This window comes from Thalassospira xiamenensis M-5 = DSM 17429 (genome assembly GCF_000300235.2).
Lineage (GTDB): Bacteria > Pseudomonadota > Alphaproteobacteria > Rhodospirillales > Thalassospiraceae > Thalassospira > Thalassospira xiamenensis.
On sequence record NZ_CP004388.1, the window covers coordinates 2,662,299 to 2,678,245 of the forward strand.

A 15,947-nucleotide genomic window follows, 5' to 3' on the forward strand; every position below is an offset into this window, starting at 1 on the left:
ACTCACAAATCTTCTTCTTAAGATACTACTAGTTGAAAATAAATCCTTTGTCCATATTCCCCCCATGAACCATTTCCAGTGACGGAGAAAACAATGGAATACAGACAATTGGGGAATTCCGGTTTGCGTGTCCCGGCACTCAGCTTTGGTGCAGGTACCTTTGGCGGCCAGGGCCCCCTGTTCGGTGCATGGGGTACAATTGACGCCCGCGAAGCCAGCCGCATGATCGATATCAGCCTGGAAGCAGGCTTGAACATGTTCGACAGTGCCGACGTCTATTCCGACGGTGCGTCCGAACAGGTTCTGGGTGAAGCCATCAAAGGACGCCGCGACAAAATCATACTGTCGACCAAACTGGCCTTGCCGGTTGGCGATGGCCCGAATGACTTTGGCACCTCGCGCCACCGCCTGATCATGGCAACCGATGCCGCCCTGAAACGATTGGGGACCGATTACATTGATCTGCTGCAACTTCACGCCTTTGACGCCTTTACCCCGGTCGAGGAAGTCCTGTCAACGCTGGATGACCTCTTACGCGCCGGGAAGCTGCGTTATATCGGCGTTTCAAATTTTGCCGGGTGGCAGATCATGAAATCACTCGCCGTATCTGATCACCTTGGTTACAGCCGCTATGTCGCCCATCAGGTTTACTATTCACTGGTCGGGCGCGATTACGAATGGGACCTGATGCCGCTGGCGCAGGATCAGGGACTTGGCGCACTGGTCTGGAGCCCCTTGGGCTGGGGCCGGTTGACCGGTAAAATCCGCCGCGGCACGCCGATCCCTGATGGCAGCCGCCTGCATGAAACCGCACAATTCGGCCCGCCGGTTGATGAAGACCATCTCTATGACATTGTCGATGTGCTTGAGGAACTAAGTGCCGAAACCGGCAAAACCGTCCCACAGATTGCCATCAACTGGCTGCTGCACCGCCCTACGGTGGCATCTGTGATTATCGGGGCACGCAATGAACAGCAATTGCGCGACAATCTGGGTGCGGTTGGCTGGTCCCTTTCCAGCGAACAAATCGCCCGCCTTGATGCCGTCAGCAAAAGGCAACCACCCTACCCGCATTACCCTTATTACATCCAGGAAGACTTCGCCCGACTAAACCCGCCATTATTTGCATAAGGATTACAAATACCTGCAACAGGGCCGATCACCCGGTATTGATCACAACGGATTGATCGGCTCTGTCTTGTCTTTGCCAACATCAACGGTTAGTCGGAACATCCGGTTTGATCATGCCACGGATACCCGATGCGATTTTTGCGCTGCCTCATCGTTTCTGTAATATTTACTATCACGGCACCTGCCATCGGGGGGGCTGAAACGTCACCCCTGTCGCTGATTGGCGAAAGCAGCCAGTTTGTCGAACTTGATCCAAAACGGATTGCGCGCAACACCCGCTTTTATGACCGGCGAAATCACCCGACCGATATCGGCGCCTATCGCGGCAAGGTGGTTCTGGTAAATTTCTGGGCCAGCTGGTGCCTGCCCTGTATGGCTGAAATGCCGTCGCTTGATCAGTTGGCCTATGACCATTCCAATGATGACCTTGTCATCATTCCGGTCTCGATAGACGAAGACGGGTTGTTGGCTGCCATTCCCTTTTACCGCCGTTTGGGCCTTGAAAATCTTGTTCTTTTCGTCGATCCGAACGGCGAAACCGCTTATAGCAACCGTGACAATCCAAAGAATGCCGAGTTTGCCCTTTATGGTCTGCCGATCACATACGCCCTTGATCGTACTGGCCGTATTCTTGGCTATGTAACCGGGTTGGTCGACTGGCAGTCAGACAATGCTGCCGATTTCATTGACCGTCTTTTAGAGTCTGCCAAATAAAAACGGAGGCATTTCTGTCCCCGTTGATGCTTCTGCACTCAGGCCCTATCGTTTTTTCTTCTTGTTGCCATAGGGGTTGTCACTGCTGCGCAGATAAATGCGGATCGGAACACCCGGCATGTCGAAATCCTCGCGCAGACCATTAATCAGGTAGCGCGTATAGCTTTCGGGCAGCTCGGCGGCCTTGGAGCAGTTGATAAAGAAGCTTGGTGGACGCGATTTCGCCTGGGTCATATACCGCAGACGGATACGACGGCCGGAAATAACCGGCGGCAGATGGCGTTCGGTAATGGCTTCAAGCCAGCGGTTCAGCTGCGAGGTCGGAATACGGCGGCTCCAGATATCATAGATATCAAGGACTGTCGGCATCAAAGTATCTGTCCCGCGACCGGTAAGGGCCGAGAATGTCAGGATCGGAATACCCTTGGCCTGCGCAAAGGACGTATCAAGCTTGTCGCGCAACGCCGACATCACACCGGATTTGTCTTTGACCGCGTCCCACTTGTTCACCGCAATGATAAGCGCACGACCTTCTTCCAGGACCATACGCGCAATCGTCAGGTCCTGCTTATCAAGCGTATTGGTCGCATCGAGCATAATGACAACCACCTGCGCATAGCGGATCACGCGCAAGGTATCGGTCACAGACAGCTTTTCAACCCGATCATCAATCTTCTTCTTGCGGCGCATTCCGGCGGTATCGACCAGACGGATCGGACGGCCTTCATAGGACCAGTCAACGGCAATCGAGTCACGGGTCAAACCAGCCTGCGGACCGGTCATTACCCGGTTTTCACCCAAAAGCTGGTTCAGAAGGGTTGATTTACCCACATTCGGACGGCCGACAATCGCAAGCTGGATTTTCGAATTGTCCTTGCGAACAACTTCTTCCTCGCCTTCATCGTCTTCGTCATATTCGATTTCAAAGGACGGGAAAGAACCATCGTCCTCGTCCATCTCGTCATCTTCGAAATCGTCATCGATGGCAGCAATATCGCCTTCCTTGCGCGCCTTGCGCTGCTTGTCGCGATATTCTTCCCAATGGGGACGCATGATATCGATCAGCAATTCCATGCCAAGGCCATGCTCGGCTGAAATCGGCGCAACATCGCCAAGACCAAGGCCATAAGCCTCGTACAGGCCTGCATCCTGATCCCTGCCCTCGTGCTTGTTGGCAATCACATAAACCGGCTTCTTGCGTTTGCGCAGCCAATCGGCAAAGTGATTGTCAAGCGGGGTCAGGCCCGCACGTGCATCGATCAGGAAAAACGCAATATCACATTCTTCAAAGGCCATTTCGCTTTGCTGGCGCATTTTGCCTTCGATTGAATCGTCAAATGCCTCTTCCAGACCGGCGGTATCGATAATATCGAAACCCATATGGCCAAGACGCGCCCTGCCATAACGGCGATCACGTGTGACGCCCGGCTGGTCATCAACCAGCGCCAGCTTCTTGCCGACCAGACGGTTAAACAAGGTCGACTTCCCGACATTGGGGCGACCGATAATGGCTACTTTCAGCGACATCTGACTTTCAGACTCATTGTTATAATACGGCGATGTGCGCCGAGGGGCAGTTTACCCCGTTCCGGCGCACGCGCATATCAGGCAAAAGATCGGATCTTTCGCAAAAACTGTGTTCTACCTGTTAGCGATACGCGATTAGATCGGCATCCGCAGTCAGGAAGTAAAGACTGTCACCCGCAACAGACGGCGGCAAGGTGATCGGGCCGGAAACTTCATCCTTGCCAATGATCTCGCCACTATACGGGGAAACAGTCATGATTTCGCCCTGCTCGTTTCCAACGATCAACCTGTCACCAACCAGAACCGGACCGGTCCACACCATCGGACCTTCCTGATCTTCGGGATCGACAAAACGCGGCAAAGCAGTCACCCATTTAACCTGTCCGGTGTCTCGACGCAAGGCTATCAGGTCATTTGTGTTGGTAAGGATGAAAACATAATCGCCCGCAACCCACGGCGACTGGATGCCTCCAGCTTCCAGTTCCCAGACGCGGTACCCGGTGCGAAGGTCAATCGCAACCGTCAAACCGGCATTACTGGTGGCGATCACCAGATTATTGTCAATAACCGGAAGACCGCGAATATCGGCAATCGCCGAAACCGCATCGGTGCGACCCGCCGATGCCAGCGCATCGGACCAGATCACCTGACCGTTTTCAACACGAAGCGCGTACATTTCACCGGTCGTGTAAGCCGAAATAACAACCCCTTGATCAACCGCCGGGCTTGCTCCACCGATAAAGGAAGCACCTTCAGATGCACCGCGATGGCTCCAAAGTGTCTCGCCGTTCATTGCGTTCAGTGCGACAGTCTGGTTATCAACCGTCACAACGAACACGCGCCCGCCACGAACCGTCGGCGCGCCACGCATCGGGGCGGTTACCTGTGAGCGCCACATCACGGTTGCACTGGGAGCATCAATCGCAATTACTTCAGCAAAGCCGGTGGTTGCATAAAGAATACCATTCTCATAGGCTAGACCACCGCCCAGAAGCGTGCTGTCTTCGTCCTCGTCCTTCGCCAGTTCAAGCGACCAGATACGCTTGCCCGATTTGGCACTGAACGCACGAACGACGGCGTCGGCATCAATGGTAAACACCACACCCCGCGCCACAATCGCTTGATTGAGCAGAAGATTGTCATCCATCGATCCTTCGCCGATACCAACAGACCAATCCTGACGCAGCACATCGTTGTCCAGACCGACATGATGCAGGGCATGACTTGGCAGACCACCGTTCTGCGGCCAGTCTTCCATCGGCTCGGGTTCCGGCAGGATCACGCGTTGATCGCTCAATTCGGCATCCGGCTGAACCGTGCTTTCAAGTGATAGAACCGCAAGGCGTTCACCGGGAAGCGGCGGATCTTCGGATTCTCCAAGCCAGCTTGAGCATGCCGAAACGGCAACCGACATGCCCATGACGCACAAAAGGGATTTAATGTTGCGTGGTCTCAAAACCATATCCTCTGATCCAGTCCCTGTGAACAGGTTGCCTGTGCCATTCCCGCCAATCAGGCGCCAACGGCTTTCAGAATTTCACTTGCGCGGGCGCGCATGCCTGACGGTGCTTCGCTGTCATCGGCAATCTCGGTCAGCAGCGGCTTTGCTGCCTCTACCTCGCCTGCTGCGATATGAAGCATCGCGATCATTTCACGTGCCGAGTAGTACCAGGGATTTTCAGGCACAGCGATCGGTTCCAAACGCGAAACCAAATCCTTGGCATTTGATGCGTCGGCGTTGTTCATCGCAATCTGAACCACGGCAAGATCGCGATAGATCTTTTCGACGTCGCTGTTACCCGCAATTGCCTCAAGCTCGGCGACCGCGGAATCTTTCGCCCCGGCGCGAAGATAAATTGCCGCCTTCTGGAAATGACCAAGGGCGACAAAACCGGCATCGCCATCGGCAATGATCGCATCAAGCGCACCCAGTGCCGCATCCTGCTTTTCTTCACCAGCTTGTGCCAGTTCAATGGCATTTGCCATGCGCGTGCCGTTTTCGATGCGCGAATTTTCCTCGTAGCTTTTCCAGCCTTCACGTCCGGCAACACCCAGCACGATCACGGCCGCCACACCCACGATGTATTTGCCGTATTTGCGCCACAGCGCTTCATTGCGCTCGCGCTTGAGGTCTTCTTCGACTTCCTGGAAAATATCAACCACGAAAACCGCTCCAATCCGATCAAAAGAAAGCGGGCAACCTGCCCGCTTGTCAGAATTAATTCCGGCAAGGATTTAACGCGCCAGTACGCAAGGGGTCAAGTCCGCTGCACATCAGGAGCCGCCAATATCGCAATTAAATCCCGCAATGCTGTATTTCACGCGTAAAACTGCCACCCATCACGTTGTTTTTGATCCAGTGAACAACCATCAAAGGAAAGAATTGCCGCCTGCGATGCAGGACCAGACCTTAACCCGAACGAAAATCTGCCGCTAAAATCATAATCTGCCGTCCGGTTAATTGCCAAACCCGGCTGAAATGTGGCCAATCCGTCCCAACATCAAAAACAGTATCTGCTTCACCCAAAACGGCACATGGATTGCATTTGTAAATTCGGGAAACGGAATTTTAATCGCTACCGGGCAAATACTGACCGGTCGATGCACGGAGATCAGGATGAAAAGCTTGCACAAGGCCCAAAGCCGACAAGAGGCGAAACGAATAATCCGTCAGCGCGTTCTGGCTGGATTATTCGCAACGCTGCTTGCTGCAAGCGTTTCAGGATGCGGGGGCATGGATAGTGCAGTAGAAGACATTACTGGAACCTCGGCGTTAACAGCTTCGCAATGGTATGTGGCGCTTGATGTCGTCAGCATCATCAACACTGACAAAACCCTGATTGACCACGTCGTTTCCCTTTCAACGGGCCGGGACTGTTCTACAATCCGAAAGATTGATGGTAAATCATACTGCAAAAAGGATCCGGTTCCGGAAACGCCACTTTATTGCTATCGCACATTGGCGGCGGTTAGTTGCTATCGTACACCCGATCCTTACAATACTGGCGCACAAACCGTTGACTGGCCGCCAACACGATCACGCAGCCTGTAATCACCTCAACCAACTGAAATCTCACATATATTTGTAGAAATTTTCATATCCCGGCCCTTTCAAACTTGAGGCTGCGGATAAACCGCGCTACCGTGTCATCAGAGCGTCATAAACGCTCTATCCCGGCCTTTTGAAATTACGTCCGGAGAAAGACATGGGTACATTGTTCAATCTGGCTCAATACCGCAAAGCCAAAAGCTTTGTGCATTTTGACCGGACTGAATTGATGCAGCTCATGAATACTTATTCCAGACAAGTCGCAAGTGGTGCATGGCGCGACTATGCCATTGATCACCTTGATGGCATGGCCATGTTCTCCATCTTCCGTTCCTCACATGAAACAGCCATCTTCACCGTCATCAAACTTGGTGCGGATCACAAGAATGCCGGGCATTTCGTAGCACTTCACAGCGGTGAAAAAATAAAACAAAGCTCGGAAATCCAGAACGTTCTTGATGCCGTTGAAAAACGTGCACGCAAAGTCGTCCCGCTGTTCAAATCCCGTTAAAGATCGGTTTCGCCTTTTGCCCCTTTCCATACTTGCTTTCTTCTCGCCCAATCGCGGCAATCGCACCATCCTGTGTGGTTTTCTTGTTCTGGCGGCATATACGTTTCATGCTCCACCTGCACAGGCCGACTACACCAGTGGTTACAAGGCCTATCAGGCGGGGAATTATGAAATGGCCCGCGCACAGTGGCGCGTTGCCGCACAGGAAGACGATCCACGTGCGCAATATGCGCTTGGCCTGCTTTACTATCGCGGCCTTGCCGGTCCACAGGACTACCGACAGGCAGCAGATTGGTTTGCCCTTGCAGCACGCTCTAATCATGCAAATGCAATCTATTATCTTGGGCTGATGTATTTCAATGGCTGGGGGCTGCGCTATGACCAGTTCCGCGCCACAGAATTCTTTAAACGCGCTCTTCATGCCAACGGGAACAATACCGATGCCGCCTTTCTGATTGGCGAACAGTATTTTCACGGGCGTGGAGCGGAACAAAACTATGTTGAAGCCGCCCATTATTACAGGATCGCCGCCGAAAAAGGCATGCATGCCGCCCAATTCATGCTCGGCGCGATGCTGGAACGCGGCTGGGGTATAGAACAGGATTATGCAGATGCCTATTACTGGCTACGCCGTTCAGCCCTTGGCCCACGCCCCCTGCCTCCCGGTGTCGAACTTGAAATGGACCCGGCAACGGCAATTACCAATCTTGAACCAAAGCTGCGCCTTGAAGAAATCAGACGTGTTGACAAACGGCTACAGGAATTGGCTGTTCCCTGAACCAAAACACAAAAGGCCACCCGAAGGCGGCCTTTTGCATGATATTCGTTCCGTGACTAGGATCAGGAAAATGCTTCGTCCCAAGTGCCGCGCGTTGCGGCTTTTGAATATTCCGTCGCGCGGTTTTCAAAGAAGTTGGTGTGCTCGACCGCATTCAGCATCGCATCCATCCATGGCAACGGGTTCTGTTCAATCCCGTATTGCTCCTCAAGACCAAGCTGGCTAAGGCGGCGATCAGCGATATAGCGGATGTATTTCTTTATATCTTCCGCTGTCAGGCCCTGCACCGCACCGGCTTCGAAGGACAGATCGATAAACGCATCTTCGTGACTGACGATGGTTTTGCAGGCCTCGATCAGGTCGCTGCGCATTTCGTCATCCCAGATTTCCGGGTTCTCTTTGCAGAATGTCCTAAACAGGCGGATGATGCTTTCGCAATGCAGGCTTTCATCGCGCACAGACCATGTGACGATCTGCCCCATGCCCTTCATCTTGTTAAAGCGAGGGAAATTCATCAGCATCGCAAATGAGGCAAACAGCTGCAAACCTTCGGTAAAGGCGCCAAACACCGCAAGCGTCTTGGCGATGTTCCGCTTGCCCTGTGTGGTTAAACGCAGGTCGCCATGCTCGTCGGTATACTCGTCTTCCGGACCAATGCCCCAGATTTGCATATAGTCGTATTTGTCCTTCATTTCCTTGTACTGGAAGAAGGCCTCATACTCGGCTTCGGGCATGCCAATGGTATCAAGAAGGTGCGAATAGGCGGCTACATGGATGGTTTCCATGTTGGAAAATGCCGCCAGCATCATCTGGACTTCGGTTGGTTTGAATACGCGCGTATAATGGCGCATATAGCAGTTATTGACCTCGATATCCGACTGAGTGAAAAAGCGGAAAATCTGCGTGAGCAGGTTGCGTTCGGCATCGGAAATCGTGTGGTTCCAATCCTTGACGTCATCGGCCAGCGGCACTTCTTCGGGCAGCCAGTGAATTTGCTGCTGGGTCAACCACGCCTCATAGGCCCACGGATAACGGAACGGCTTGTAGACCGGGTTTTCCGTCAGAAGATCAATTACTTTATCGTCAGACATATCGTCACTTCTCGCAAAATTTCTGTGTGCTCAAGCCGCTTTACTGGCAGGCGAGACATTCATCATAGTCAGGTTCGCTGGCTGCCTGTGCGGCGGCGGCCGCAACCAGTGCCGGGATTTCAAACGAGCTTTCCGGGCTTGGCATATCGTCATCATTCGACTTCGCACGCCCCGGAATGTTCGCAACCACCTCGGCCCGCTGGATCGATTTCGACCGGCAGTAATAAAGGCTTTTGACCCCCTTTTTCCATGCTTGGAAATGGATCTGATGCAGGTCGCGTTTATGAACATTCGACGCCAGGAAGATGTTCAGTGACTGTGCCTGATCAATCATCGGCGTGCGATCACCGGCAAGTTCGATCAGCCAGCGCTGATCCAGCTCGAACGCAGTCTTGAAGATGTCCTTTTCCAGATCAGACAGGAAATCAAGATGCTGAACCGACCCTTCATGCACCGTGATGGATGTCCAGACATCCTCAGTATTCCGACCTTTTTCTTCCAGAACCTCGGCAAGATACTTGTTGCGCACGTTAAACGAGCCCGAAAGCGTCTTGTGGGTGTAGGAGTTCGCCGCCATCGGCTCGATTCCCGGCGAAGCACCGCCGCAAATGATCGAAATCGATGCGGTCGGCGCAATCGCGGTTTTGTTCGAGAAACGGGTTTTGATGCCGTATTCGGCCGCATCCGGGCACGAACCGCGTTCTTCCGCCAACTTTTCAGATGCCGCATCGGCATGTTTTTTCAAGTGATCAAAAATCTGCTTGTTCCAGACCTTGCTCATCACCCCTTCAAGCGGCACTTTCTGCGCCTGAAGGAAGGAATGGAAGCCCATCACGCCAAGACCAACCGAACGTTCACGCATCGCGGAATATTTCGCACGCGCCATGGTATCGGGCGCATGATCGATAAAGTCCTGAAGCACGTTATCAAGGAAACGCAGGATATCCTCGATGAACTGGTCGTCGTCCTTCCAGGTCAGGTAATGTTCAAGGTTCAGCGACGACAGGCAGCAAACAGCAGTACGATCCCCGCCCAGATGATCCTTTCCAGTCGGCAACGTGATTTCCGAGCACAGGTTCGACGTCTTGACGCTAAGCCCGGCCAGCTTGTGGTGTTCCGGCACCGCACGGTTCACGGTGTCGATGAACAGCATATAGGGCTCGCCTGTTTCAACGCGCGATGTCAGCAAACGTATCCACAATGAACGCGCGCTGATTTTGCGGACAACATGCCCGTCTTTGGGGGATGTCAGCGCCCATTCTTCATCATTTTCGACCGCACGCATGAAGGCATCCGAAATCGCAACGCCCTGATGCAGGTTCGGCGTCTTGCGGTTCGGGTCACCACCGGTCGGGCGGCGCATCTCGGAAAACTCTTCGATCTCTGGATGGCTGACCGGCATATAAACCGCGGCCGATCCGCGGCGCAACGATCCCTGACTGATCGCCAGTGTCAAGCTGTCCATCACGCGAATGAACGGCACTACCCCGGACGTCTTGCCATTCTTGCCGACCTTTTCCCCAATCGAACGCAGATTGCCCCAGTATGAACCGATTCCGCCGCCACGTGCCGCAAGCCAGACATTCTCTGTCCAGATATCGACAATACCGCCAAGATTATCGTCTGCCTCGTTCAGGAAGCAGGAAATAGGCAAGCCTCGCGTGGTCCCGCCATTCGACAGGATCGGGGTCGCTGGCATGAACCAAAGCTTGGAAATGTAGTCATAAAGACGCTGCGCATGCGCTTCGTTGTCACCATAGTAGCTGGCAACGCGCGCAAACAGATCCTGATAGCTTTCGCCCGGCATCAGATAACGGTCATTCAAAACCGCCTTGCCAAAGTCAGTCAGCAATGCATCGCGCGAACGATCAACAATAACGCGCGCACCTTTTTCGTGCTGCACCACATCCAGCATCTTCATGCTTGTAGTCCCCTTACCTGAACGGTCGCCAGTTGGCGGCGATCCGCTTCCTGTTTGTTATCTTCATCAAACGGCGTTTGCCTGATCCGGCCCCGGTTGACGGCCTGCCAGATCATGAAAAATACCCGTTTCCAATGCCCGTTTGAAAATGGTTATGCCTGCTCAAAGCCCGATTGAAAACACAATATGTAGTGGGAATGGATAAAAAATCGTCAATTGATTGTATCAGTTCCGTTACAATCCCGGATATCCAATGATTCGCGGCAAAGGCATTTTTTACTCCCCCTGCGGTCAAGCAAAAGATCAGCAAAATTTTTGCGAACAGCTTGATCCCAAAGGTTGAGTTTGGGGTGATCAGCATCCTACAAATTCGCAAAACGCCAGTTGCGATTCCCGATTTGAATTGTCCCAAACAAAAAGCGCCCGGACAAACCGGACGCTTTTTACAGATATTCGAAACGTGCTTAGGGCAGTTTATAGGCCACCACGTAATCACCGGCCTTGGTTCCGATGGAACCGTGCCCACCAGCAACGATCAGCACATATTGTGTGCCGTCATCGGTGGTGTAGGTCATCGGCGTTGACTGCCCGCCAGCAGGCAGCCGCGCCTCCCAAAGCTGTTTGCCCGTGGTGACGTCATAGGCACGGAAGTAGTTATCAACCCCCGCACCAAGGAACGCCACACCACCCTTGGTGATGATCGGACCACCGATACCTGGCACACCAAGCTCGAACGGTAATGGCAAGGGTGTCATGTCCTCAACCGTACCGTTTTTATGCTTGTAAACAACCTCGCCAGTGCGAAGGTCCGCCCCCGCGACATAACCCCATGGCGGAGCTTGGCAAGGAACGCCAACTGGTGACAGGAATGGCCCCATATTGACTGCATAAGGCGCGCCTTCATTGCGGTTGATCCCCATCTCGCTGGCTTTTTCCGTACCGCGCGGCGGCACTTCGTCGCGTGGGATCAATTGCGATGTGAAAGCAAGATATGTCGGCATGCCGAACATGATCTGTTTTTCGGGATCAATCGCCACACTGCCCCAATTGAATGTGCCGAAATTACCGGGATAAACCAGCGTCCCTTCCAAAGAAGGCGGGGTGTAACGGCCTTCATATTTCAACTGATGGAACTGAATGCGACATGCCAGCTGATCAAACAGTGTAATGCCCCACATGTCCTTTTCCGTCAGCGGTTCGGGCATGAAGGTCAGGTCCGATACCGGCTGTGTCGGCGCTATGAAATCTTCCGGGATCGCACCGCCAGGTGCGGGAACTTCCCTAACCGGAATGATCGGTTCGCCCGTTCGGCGATCAAGGACATAGATATCACCCTGCTTGGTCGGTCCGACAAGTGCCGGGACATTTTCACCATCGGATGTGGTGATATCGAGCAACGCGGGCTGGGCCGGAACATCCATATCCCAAAGGTCGTGATGCACCGTCTGGCGCACCCACTGGACCTGTCCGGTTTCAAGGCTAAGCGCAACGATGGATGATGAATAGGTTTCAACCTCTTCACTACGCCCCATACCCAATTGATCGGGCACCTTGTTGCCCAGCGGCACATAGATCATGCCGAGCTCCTCATCTACGCTCGACACTGACCAGCTATTGGGTGAATTCGCGGTATAGGTCTGACCTTCGGGGATCGGTTCGGTCTGTTCCGGATTGCCAGAATCCCAGTTCCACACCAGCTCACCGCTATTGACGTCATAGGCACGAATGACACCCGACTGGGATTTGGTCGAATAATTGTCATTCACCGCGCCGCCAATAATGATCTTGCCATCAGCAACAACCGGCGGCGAGGTAGAATAATAATATCCGGCCGGGTTGTAGGGCATGCCCTCTTCCAGATGGACGGTTCCCTGATCACCAAAGTCGGCGCAAATCTCGCCGTTATTAGCATCAAGGGCAATCAGTCGCGCATCCGACGTCGGCAGATACACCCGTGCGGCACACGATGCATCTGCTGACATCGTGGTATCCTGATAGAATGTCACCCCTCGGCAGGTTTGGTGCTGCCGGTCGGTATTATCGGGAACTTCCGGATCAAACCGCCATTTTTCCTGCCCGGTTTTGGCATCAATCGCCATTGCCCAGCTATGCGGCGTACACAGATAAAGTGTGTCATTGATCTTAAGGGGGGTCACCTGATAGGTCGTTTCAGGCACGTCTTCGGACCGCCTGACATCGCCGGTCTGAAAAACCCACGCCTGTTCAAGTGTCGCAACATTATCGGTGTTGATCTGATCAAGAGGCGAATAACGTTGCCCGAACGGTGTCCGTCCATATTGATGCCAATCACCTGCCGGAACATCGCCGCCTAGGTCAGGACTGGAAACAACCGGGCTGTCGTTTAACTGGCCCTCGATTGCATGAGGGTTATTCATCATCGAATACACCGCAACAACAATCGCCAGGACAAGGCTGCCCTCCAGCACGAACGAACGTGTTGGTTTGACTTCCGGCACTGGCTGCCCGACCAGAAGCGTCTTGCGATAGGCAGGCATGGCAAGCCACAGGCCGATCAAGACAATCAAACCACCGCGCGGTCCCAACTGCCACCAGTCAAACCCGACTTCCCAAACGGCCCAGCCAAGGCTTGCGATCATGAAAAGTGCGTAAAACGGTAAAACGACAGGTCGTTTTGCGAATGAAAGAGCCGCGGCAATCAGAAATGCCAATCCGGCAAATGCATAATACCAGCTACCATCCAGGAAAATAAGCCAGACGCCCCCGGCACCAAGTGCCAGTCCGATCAAGGCCAGCAATCCGGATGTCAGAATATTGATCATGAGATTGTCCTCGTTGTGCGTAAAAGCGGGACATACCGACACAGCCTTTGACCATAAAATGGCAGGTTAAAGGCAGTATCGGCATTTGTTCCAGAACGCACAGACAGCAACAACGGTTCCAACCAACATCGGGAAAAATAAAAACCACCGGCCGTCAACAATCCGGTGGTTTGCAAAATGGCTGAGTTCTTTGGAAAATCTCTTAGTGATGGGTCTCGATAATGGTGCCGGATTTAACAACTTCGGTGATCGTTACACCCAGGTTTTCATCCACGACAACGAGTTCCCCACGTGCCACCAACCGGTTATTGACGTAAATATCAACCGGCTCCCCCACTTTGCGATCCAGTTCAAGAACCGCACCGCGGGTCAGGCGCATCAATTGTGCAACCTGAATCTGGCTTTTGCCGATCACGGTCGATACGCGTACCGGCACATCATACGCCGCCCCGATTTCAGATGCAGCGTGACGTTTGGCAAAAGGATCGTCGTCGTTTTTAGCCATGGTAACCAGATCACCCGGATAAAATGGAAGAATCGCGAAACTCTATTCTAGAGGTTAGCTTTGAAAAAAGTGTTAGCAAGCTTATTCGCAAAATTTACGGTAGTTTTCTGTATAATAATCACCTACATGAAGAAACCTTCAACGATCCGCGTCACCAGCGCCAAACAGAAATACAGGACTTTTCATGAGCTACGATCGCCAATGGGTGGCTGATGCCATCAACATCATCGAAGCCGACTTCAACCGGTCTGCAGACACCCATCTGATCCGTCTTGATCTGCCGTCACTTGATGGCATCGGGCTTTACCTCAAGGATGAATCGACCCATCCGTCCGGCAGCCTGAAGCATCGCCTGGCGCGCTCATTGTTCCTGTATGGCCTTTGCAATGGCTGGATATCCAAAGACACCCCGATCATCGAGGCATCAAGCGGCTCCACTGCCGTGTCCGAAGCCTATTTTGCCCGCCTTCTGGGGCTTCGCTTTATTGCGGTGATGCCCAAATCAACATCGCAACAGAAAATCGATCAGATCGCCTTTTATGGCGGCGAAAGCCATCTGGTCGAACACAGCGGCCAGATTTATGCCGAATCCCAACGCCTGGCGCGGGAACTGGGAGGCCATTACATGGACCAGTTCACCTATGCCGAACGCGCAACCGACTGGCGGGGCAACAACAATATCGCTGAAAGCATCTTTGACCAGCTCAAACGCGAACCCCACCCTGTTCCGCGCTGGATCATTGTTGGTGCCGGTACGGGTGGAACATCTTCTACCATCGGTCGCTATATCCGTTACGGACAGATCCTTGGCATGGGATGCGAACTTTGCGTCGCTGATCCGGAAAACTCTGTTTTCTATGACGCTTATGAAACCGGCAAATGCGACATCACCGGGCAAAAAGCATCACGTGTCGAAGGCATCGGTCGCCCGCGCGTTGAACCAAGCTTTAACCCCAACGTCGTCGATCACATGATCCGCGTACCGGATGCCGGCAGCTTCGCCGCCCTGCAATATCTGGAAAAACATATGGGAAGGCGTTGCGGCGGGTCGACCGGCACTAACCTGATCGCCACCCTGTCACTGATCAGTCAGATGAAAAAGGCTGGCGAAAGCGGATCGGTTGTTACCCTGCTGTGTGATGGCGGTGACCGCTATCGCGATACCTATTACAATCCCGACTGGATCATCAAACAGGGCATCGACCTTGACCCTTGGCATGCCGCCCTCGAAGCCTTCGATAAAACCGGTGTGTTTGAAATGCCGATGGATTGCTGCACGGCTCACTAACCATCGCCATGCGACCGCAGACAAAAAAGACGGGCGGATTTCTCCGCCCGTTCAGGTGCTTCATCAAGGTTGAGGCAAAACTTACCCGGAAATCGCAATCTTGCGCGGCTCCAGCTTCACTTCCGCTACTTTAGGGAGAGTGAGCGTCAGGACACCGTTCTTGAACGATGCCGCAATCTTGTCTGCATCGACGGTATCAGGCAGACGGAATGAACGTTTGAAGCTGCCATAGGTGCGCTCAATAACACGGGCACCATCATTGCTTTCACGGGTTGATTTCTTTTCACCCGTAATCGTCAGGACACCTTCAAGTACCGACACATCAACATCGTCCTGTTCAACACCCGGAAGTTCGGCGGCAAGTTCGATATTGTCATCAGTTTCGTGGACGTCGATGCGCGGGGTCAAAAGCTTTTGCGATACCTCGCCACCACTTGCACCAGCAGAATTCACAAGCCCGTCACGTCCAAAGATCGAGCCGATCATACGATCAAAATCACGTCCGAAAACACCAAACGGATCACCATATGCCGGACGCGAAGCCAGACGACGAGCAGTACCATTTACAGTCTGAAGACCAGTCATAATTACCCTCCTAAACAGACAGGTAGTTCTTACGCCACAGGTCCAG

14 protein-coding genes are annotated in these 15,947 nt (G+C 53.2%); 6 read left to right on the forward strand and 8 right to left on the reverse strand.

Going from position 1 to position 15,947, the window contains the following annotated elements:
* The first annotated feature begins 93 nt into the window (after positions 1–93).
* Positions 94–1,131, forward strand: coding sequence for an aldo/keto reductase (locus TH3_RS12540; protein ID WP_007090368.1), 1,038 nt, complete (start codon positions 94–96; stop codon positions 1,129–1,131).
* Between the two features lie 129 nt (positions 1,132–1,260).
* Positions 1,261–1,845, forward strand: a complete 585-nt coding sequence (locus TH3_RS22420; RefSeq protein WP_007090369.1) for a TlpA disulfide reductase family protein — start codon at positions 1,261–1,263, stop codon at positions 1,843–1,845.
* A gap of 45 nt (positions 1,846–1,890) precedes the next feature.
* On the opposite strand, the gene der is transcribed toward TH3_RS22420, so the two are convergent.
* The 3 genes from der to TH3_RS12560 form a co-directional block, all read right to left on the reverse strand.
* Entirely contained in the window at positions 1,891–3,372 is a 1,482-nt protein-coding gene (gene der / locus TH3_RS12550; protein ID WP_007090370.1) for a ribosome biogenesis GTPase Der, read from the reverse strand.
* A 121-nt stretch (positions 3,373–3,493) separates the two neighbouring features.
* A complete protein-coding gene (locus TH3_RS12555) occupies positions 3,494–4,834 on the reverse strand; it encodes an outer membrane protein assembly factor BamB family protein (protein ID WP_007090371.1) in 1,341 nt (446 codons plus the stop codon).
* Between the two features lie 50 nt (positions 4,835–4,884).
* Entirely contained in the window at positions 4,885–5,535 is a 651-nt protein-coding gene (locus TH3_RS12560; protein ID WP_007090372.1) for a tetratricopeptide repeat protein, read from the reverse strand.
* A 571-nt stretch (positions 5,536–6,106) separates the two neighbouring features.
* Between TH3_RS12560 and TH3_RS12565 the strand changes: the two genes are divergently transcribed.
* From TH3_RS12565 to TH3_RS12575, 3 genes are all read left to right on the forward strand, one after another.
* Positions 6,107–6,424, forward strand: a complete 318-nt coding sequence (locus TH3_RS12565) for a hypothetical protein (protein WP_233421768.1) — start codon at positions 6,107–6,109, stop codon at positions 6,422–6,424.
* A gap of 154 nt (positions 6,425–6,578) precedes the next feature.
* A complete protein-coding gene (locus TH3_RS12570; RefSeq protein WP_007090374.1) occupies positions 6,579–6,932 on the forward strand; it encodes a DUF2794 domain-containing protein in 354 nt (117 codons plus the stop codon).
* Positions 6,933–6,948: 16 nt separating this feature from the next.
* Positions 6,949–7,710 (forward strand): tetratricopeptide repeat protein, encoded by a 762-nt coding sequence (locus tag TH3_RS12575; protein ID WP_007090375.1) that lies wholly within the window; start codon positions 6,949–6,951, stop codon positions 7,708–7,710.
* A gap of 62 nt (positions 7,711–7,772) precedes the next feature.
* On the opposite strand, the gene TH3_RS12580 is transcribed toward TH3_RS12575, so the two are convergent.
* From TH3_RS12580 to fliN, 4 genes are all read right to left on the reverse strand, one after another.
* Positions 7,773–8,801 carry a ribonucleotide-diphosphate reductase subunit beta gene (locus tag TH3_RS12580; protein WP_007090376.1) on the reverse strand — a complete coding sequence of 343 codons (1,029 nt, stop codon included), beginning with the start codon at positions 8,799–8,801 and terminating at the stop codon, positions 7,773–7,775.
* 40 nt (positions 8,802–8,841) lie between these two features.
* Entirely contained in the window at positions 8,842–10,716 is a 1,875-nt protein-coding gene (locus TH3_RS12585) for a ribonucleoside-diphosphate reductase subunit alpha (RefSeq protein ID WP_052268419.1), read from the reverse strand.
* 470 nt (positions 10,717–11,186) lie between these two features.
* Positions 11,187–13,523 (reverse strand): glucose/quinate/shikimate family membrane-bound PQQ-dependent dehydrogenase, encoded by a 2,337-nt coding sequence (locus TH3_RS12590; protein WP_007090378.1) that lies wholly within the window; start codon positions 13,521–13,523, stop codon positions 11,187–11,189.
* Positions 13,524–13,725: 202 nt separating this feature from the next.
* Positions 13,726–14,028 (reverse strand): flagellar motor switch protein FliN, encoded by a 303-nt coding sequence (fliN, locus tag TH3_RS12595; protein WP_007090379.1) that lies wholly within the window; start codon positions 14,026–14,028, stop codon positions 13,726–13,728.
* Between the two features lie 184 nt (positions 14,029–14,212).
* On the opposite strand from fliN, the gene TH3_RS12600 reads away from it, so the two are divergent.
* Entirely contained in the window at positions 14,213–15,316 is a 1,104-nt protein-coding gene (locus TH3_RS12600) for a PLP-dependent cysteine synthase family protein (RefSeq protein ID WP_007090380.1), read from the forward strand.
* 81 nt (positions 15,317–15,397) lie between these two features.
* Here TH3_RS12600 and TH3_RS12605 read toward each other — a convergent pair whose 3' ends face one another.
* The gene (locus TH3_RS12605; protein ID WP_007090381.1) at positions 15,398–15,901 is read right to left on the reverse strand and encodes an Hsp20/alpha crystallin family protein; all 504 of its coding nucleotides are present in this window, start codon (positions 15,899–15,901) and stop codon (positions 15,398–15,400) included.
* Positions 15,902–15,947: the final 46 nt, after the last annotated feature.

What these genes read in the sequence shown, in the direction of transcription:
- TH3_RS12540 (WP_007090368.1), top strand. Translation starts at nt 94, where the DNA reads ATGGAATACAGACAATTGGGGAATTCCGGTTTGCGTGTCCCGGCACTC.
- TH3_RS22420 (WP_007090369.1), top strand. Translation starts at nt 1,261, where the DNA reads ATGCGATTTTTGCGCTGCCTCATCGTTTCTGTAATATTTACTATCACG.
- der (WP_007090370.1), bottom strand. Translation starts at nt 3,372, where the DNA reads ATGTCGCTGAAAGTAGCCATTATCGGTCGCCCCAATGTCGGGAAGTCG.
- TH3_RS12555 (WP_007090371.1), bottom strand. Translation starts at nt 4,834, where the DNA reads ATGGTTTTGAGACCACGCAACATTAAATCCCTTTTGTGCGTCATGGGC.
- TH3_RS12565 (WP_233421768.1), top strand. Translation starts at nt 6,107, where the DNA reads ATGGATAGTGCAGTAGAAGACATTACTGGAACCTCGGCGTTAACAGCT.
- TH3_RS12570 (WP_007090374.1), top strand. Translation starts at nt 6,579, where the DNA reads ATGGGTACATTGTTCAATCTGGCTCAATACCGCAAAGCCAAAAGCTTT.
- TH3_RS12580 (WP_007090376.1), bottom strand. Translation starts at nt 8,801, where the DNA reads ATGTCTGACGATAAAGTAATTGATCTTCTGACGGAAAACCCGGTCTAC.
- TH3_RS12585 (WP_052268419.1), bottom strand. Translation starts at nt 10,716, where the DNA reads ATGCTGGATGTGGTGCAGCACGAAAAAGGTGCGCGCGTTATTGTTGAT.
- TH3_RS12590 (WP_007090378.1), bottom strand. Translation starts at nt 13,523, where the DNA reads ATGATCAATATTCTGACATCCGGATTGCTGGCCTTGATCGGACTGGCA.
- fliN (WP_007090379.1), bottom strand. Translation starts at nt 14,028, where the DNA reads ATGGCTAAAAACGACGACGATCCTTTTGCCAAACGTCACGCTGCATCT.
- TH3_RS12600 (WP_007090380.1), top strand. Translation starts at nt 14,213, where the DNA reads ATGAGCTACGATCGCCAATGGGTGGCTGATGCCATCAACATCATCGAA.
- TH3_RS12605 (WP_007090381.1), bottom strand. Translation starts at nt 15,901, where the DNA reads ATGACTGGTCTTCAGACTGTAAATGGTACTGCTCGTCGTCTGGCTTCG.